Origin of the sequence: Syntrophomonas sp. UBA1041, assembly GCF_002316705.1 — a bacterium.
Classification (GTDB): Bacteria; Bacillota; Syntrophomonadia; order Syntrophomonadales; family Syntrophomonadaceae; genus DTU019.
The window spans coordinates 1-4776 of record NZ_DCEA01000094.1 but is presented as its reverse complement, the minus strand read 5'-3'; the positions used below and the strand labels follow the sequence as shown (position 1 = coordinate 4776).

Here is a 4776-nt window from a genome sequence, read left to right as displayed (position 1 = left end):
ATCGGATCGTTAAGTTCGGAGAAGGCATTGGCGATCTCCCGCTGCATGATAAAGACCTCAAAGCGGTCGGTCAATTCAGGATGCTCACGGTTGCGTTTAGCCAGTGGCGATATTTCAACCGGATGGCCGTATACAAAGGTGGGCTGAATAAGCTGTTCTTCAACCCGGGCCTCAAAGACCTCGTTGATTATCTCACCCCGGGATGCCGTATCATCTACCTCCAGCCCCAGACTTCTAGCCTGGGTGCGGGCGGTCTCATCATCACTTATTGTACGGAAGTCCAGACCAGTATGTTCTTTAATGGCGTCAAGCATCTGCACCCGCTTCCAGGGTGTCGAAAAATCGATAATCTGTCCTTCAAATTCTACCTGCATGGAGCCATTGACTTTGAAAGCCGCTCTGCTGATCAATTCCTCAGTTAATTCCATCATGTCCTCATAGTCGGCATAGGCCTGGTACAGCTCCAGCATGGTAAATTCGGGATTGTGGCGGGTCGATATCCCTTCATTGCGGAAGTTGCGGTTGATTTCGTAGACTTTCTCCAGCCCTCCCACTAAAAGCCTCTTTAGATAAAGCTCTGGAGCCACCCGCAAGTAAAGATCCATATCCAAAGCATTGTGGTGGGTGATAAAGGGACGAGCTGTAGCGCCTCCCGGTATAGGTTGCATCATTGGAGTTTCTACCTCCAGGAATCCCTTGCTATCCAGATAATTTCTTATTTCCTTAACAACCTGACTGCGTTTGATGAATACCTCTTTGACCTCCGGATTGACGATCAAATCGACATAGCGCTGCCGATAGCGCAGTTCCACATCCTTAAGGCCATGCCACTTTTCCGGCAGGGGGTGCAATGATTTGGACAGATAAACCAAATCACTAACGTGAATACTGATTTCGCCCTTCTGGGTTTTGAAGACCTGACCTTCAATCCCGACCAGATCACCCATATCCATTTTTTTGTACAAATCATATTGGGCTTCCCCCAGATCATCGGCGCGAAAATACAGTTGAATTCTGCCGCTAATGTCCTGCAGATGCGCAAATCCAGCCTTGCCATGCCTGCGCTTGGACATGATGCGTCCTGCCACTCTGGCAGTCTGGTTTTCCCATTGCTCGAATTCGTCGACTATGGGCTTGGTAAAGGCATTACGTTCAAAACGATGGCCAAAGGGGTCCAATCCCAGGGACTTTAACTCTTCCATTTTTTCCAGGCGGACTTTTCTCAATTCGCTCAGGTTTTGCTCTTGCTCAGACATCAAGACACTTCCTCACATTTTGTTACCAGACCACAAGCCTTCGCTGCTTAAGCCCCGTAAAACCTGTCCCATACTCAAGCAAGGATAGACCGTACCGATCTATCCTTGGGTCAGGATATCATGGCTGCCTTAAAGAACAGCTAGCAAAGGCTTTATCTCTGCACGTTGGTTATCTTATATTCTATAAGTCCAGCCGGGGCTTCCACAGCCACAATAGCATCTACCGATTTGCCCAAAATAGCGGAACCTACTGGAGACTCATCCGATATTTTACCGTCTTTTAATTTGGATTCAACCGTTGAAACCAGGGTTACGGTCACATTTCGTCCGCTTTTCATTTCCTGCAGGGTGACCCGGGAGCCCAATGACACAACATCGGTGCGGATGTCATTATCCTCCATCAAACGGGCCTTTTTTAAGGTTTTCTCCAGGGTCAAAATCCTGCCCTCAATAAAAGCCTGTTCATTTTTGGCATCTTCATATTCGGAGTTCTCACTGATATCCCCGAAAGCGATGGCCTGTTTAATACGCTCGGCCACTTCTTCACGGCGGAACGATTTGAGGTGCTCCAGCTCAGCTTCCAGCCTGGCCAGACCTTCTTTGGTTAAAAGGACTTCTTTTTCTTCTGCCATGCCATTTCTCCTCATCTGAAACTTACTTAATAAAAGCGAGACTATGCTCGCTACTGCCGTGATGCCCAAAATGGCCACGGTTCAATGACATTACTATCTTATGCTTTATGGTATTATAATGACTTCAAATAGCCTTGTCAAGGAATAACTCCCACAATCCCAGCGAACTGGCGGACTTTTCTATCCGGATGAAATCCGGCGGCAATACAGTTTCGGCTGTGACAGTTTCCCGGGACGGCTGTTTGGCGGTAATCATTCCCAGGCATAATTCCATGATCGGGGCCAGGATGCACAACCTGGCTTCAACGCCATGATTCTTGAGGTTGTTTTCTAAGACCGGGGCTATATTCTCGCTGCGATTGCCCAACTGCAGGCAGAAGACGTCTGGAGGAGAGATGGCCACAAAGCGATCCCGGGGGTCAAATATCACCACCAGGTCTCCTTTGCTCCAGCTCCGGGGGTTGAATAAGCTGGTGCTGACCGCCCTGCCGTTTTCATACATCATTTGGTGGGCCACCGGCTCGTAGCGGGCGGGCTGATAGCTTTGTATCGACAAAGGCACGTCAAAACGTGAGGCATAATCCACAAAATCCACCAGATCCTCATTATCGGTAGCGATTATGATTCTCTTGACAGCGTGACGGTTAAGGCTGCGGTTGATGTACGCGGCGGCCAGGGCTTTGATAAAATGGTCTCCGAAGATTATTTGCATATCCACCTGGGGTAAAACGAATCTGGGTTTTAAACGGCGGTCAACCGCCAGGGCGGGCAGATTAAAATCCCGGGTCACATCAATGGACTTACTCAGCATCTGCTGCTGCCGTTCTGGTTCCATGCTATTGAGATTGCCTTCTCCCAAAGGCAAAACCACATGATAACCGCGGGCATTGATGACTGGCATATCGATTAATCGAGCCACCCGGGGGGCGAATAAAAAAGGGGCTAATCTATCCAGAAGATATTTCTGATATACCAGCCCCCGCTTATCGCTTTGCATGAGATTAAAAAAGGCAAATTCCAGCTCAGACATCTTCCTTCTCCAGGTCTACCACACCTGGCTTCATGTTGAGTTCCTGCAGCATGTGGTAATAATCCTTGGGGGTTATCTCTTCAACAGTCTTGTTGATCAGGGACACCATCAAGGCCTCAATCACGTTAGTCCCAAAGGAACGCCCTCCCATGTTGGGTGTGGTGGTAATAACCTTGCTGATGCCACGTTGTTTCAGAAGCCGCATGTCGTCGCGGGTAGTGGTGTTGGTAATGATAATCTGCCCATTGAGCTTTTCCGGCAGATAGCGTTTGATATAATTGAAGTCACCTGCAATTACATCTGCTTGATAATAATATTTTGAATGCTTGGGAATTATGACTTCCTGATCTTTGCCAGTGGGATAAAGTTTATCAAAGGGCATGCTTACAACAACCGGGGCCACCATGCGGCCTATCATTTTTAATGCCTTTAAAGATTTAAGGGGTATGGGAACATCCAGGGTATATATCAAATCCCCCAGGGTCAGGTTGGCCCCTACCTCTTCCAAGGCTTCAGCCATACCGAAGCGATCTGCCGCACTGACCATCAGTACCTTTTTACCGCGTAAATCTAAAATTCCGTCTTTCTGAATATCCAGGACACATTTGCGTTCCAGGGTATTCTTGAGCCCGCTCCCGTCCACCATGGGGGTCTTCCTGGCAACCAGCAGTTTTTTGGCGTCTTTTATCACGTACCGCTTGCCGGCAATATAAATATAAAGGTCGATGCCGCCCATTCCGAAAGCATCAACCTTGCCATCCAGATCTTTTATCAATTGAATAGCTTTGTCCCAGTCCCCATCGGTTCCAATCCGTTCGATCAGGAACTTTTCTCCCATAAACTCGGTTTCAAAGCTATGATCCCGCTTTGAAGACCCCAGGCTCACACTTACAATTCGTTTCAACAGAGAACCTCCTTCGTCTGCAGCATACCTTAGAGTTCTTTACCGTGCAGCTTTTACCGACCGTAAAATCTTTTTTAATAATTCAGGGTCAACCCACTTATCTTCAGTAATAGGGGAAGTGCCGATTTCAATAGGAATCACCTGGGCATCAAGAATGTTCTCTATTAATTTCAAACGCGTATCGGAGCCGATTAGGATGACTATATCAAAATCGCGTGCTTTGACGATAAGATCCATCAATTCGTTGAGCACATCTTTGCCGCTGCGGTTGTTAACATAATCAAGACGTTCTTGCTCGGTCATCAAAAATATAAAATCGACACCTTCCTTTTCCAGAAGGTGCTCAATTTCACTTTTATTCTTGATGGGAAAGCCCACGCAGGCAATGGATTGACCCTTACGCAGTTCGCCGATCTTTTCCAGGCGGGAAATGAAAGTACGATCGATCATCAGCCGGTCGGCGGTCTCTTGCTGGGAAAATCCGCGAGCCCTTAGGACCAGGGCCTTCTTAAGTGTCGATGATATCTTGTTCCAGCTCACGATTTTGTCTTGGATACGATAAAATTCCATGTCACTACCCCTTGAGCACAATATGTATACAATCTGCATTTATTCTAGCATTTTACAGGGCTTGGAGCAACAAAACCAACTAGCGGGACGATGGGCCGCGGGGACGGATCCAAACGACCCTTTGCTCAGAAAGCGCAACCTTTCCTGAGCCTGCCCTATGAGGAAATTTAAAATATGAGGTTATATAACTGTCGGGAGGGTGATGGAAGCTAAGGCTGCCAGAAGCTCTTCGCGGGTTGCGGCCTGATTGATGGCCCCTCGAACCCGGCCGGCTCCTCTCAGGCCTTTGCAATACCAGGCAAAATGTTTGCGCATTTCCCTGACTGCGGTGTACTCACCTTTAAATTCGATGGCCAGATCCAGGTGCTGCCGGGCAGCCATAAA

At 48.1% G+C, this 4776-nt stretch carries 6 protein-coding genes; all 6 read right to left on the bottom strand.

What is annotated here, in order from left to right:
• On the bottom strand, nucleotides 1-1256 hold a 1256-nt coding region (gene lysS / locus B2633_RS13905), incomplete at its 3' end, for a lysine--tRNA ligase (protein ID WP_483171331.1).
• Nucleotides 1257-1408: 152 nt separating this feature from the next.
• Nucleotides 1409-1888 (bottom strand): transcription elongation factor GreA, encoded by a 480-nt coding sequence (gene greA / locus B2633_RS13900; protein WP_481042186.1) that lies wholly within the window; start codon nucleotides 1886-1888, stop codon nucleotides 1409-1411.
• Between the two features lie 124 nt (nucleotides 1889-2012).
• A complete protein-coding gene (locus B2633_RS13895; RefSeq protein WP_483171329.1) occupies nucleotides 2013-2918 on the bottom strand; it encodes a hypothetical protein in 906 nt (301 codons plus the stop codon).
• The gene (locus B2633_RS13890) at nucleotides 2911-3822 is read right to left on the bottom strand and encodes a quinate 5-dehydrogenase (RefSeq protein WP_481042182.1); all 912 of its coding nucleotides are present in this window, start codon (nucleotides 3820-3822) and stop codon (nucleotides 2911-2913) included. The genes B2633_RS13895 and B2633_RS13890 overlap by 8 nt, the downstream gene beginning before the upstream one ends.
• A 39-nt stretch (nucleotides 3823-3861) precedes the next feature.
• Entirely contained in the window at nucleotides 3862-4392 is a 531-nt protein-coding gene (locus tag B2633_RS13885; RefSeq protein WP_481042180.1) for a transcriptional regulator, read from the bottom strand.
• A gap of 180 nt (nucleotides 4393-4572) precedes the next feature.
• Nucleotides 4573-4776, bottom strand: a 204-nt coding sequence (locus B2633_RS13880; RefSeq protein WP_483171327.1) for a tRNA-dihydrouridine synthase, incomplete at its 5' end; no start/stop codon positions are given.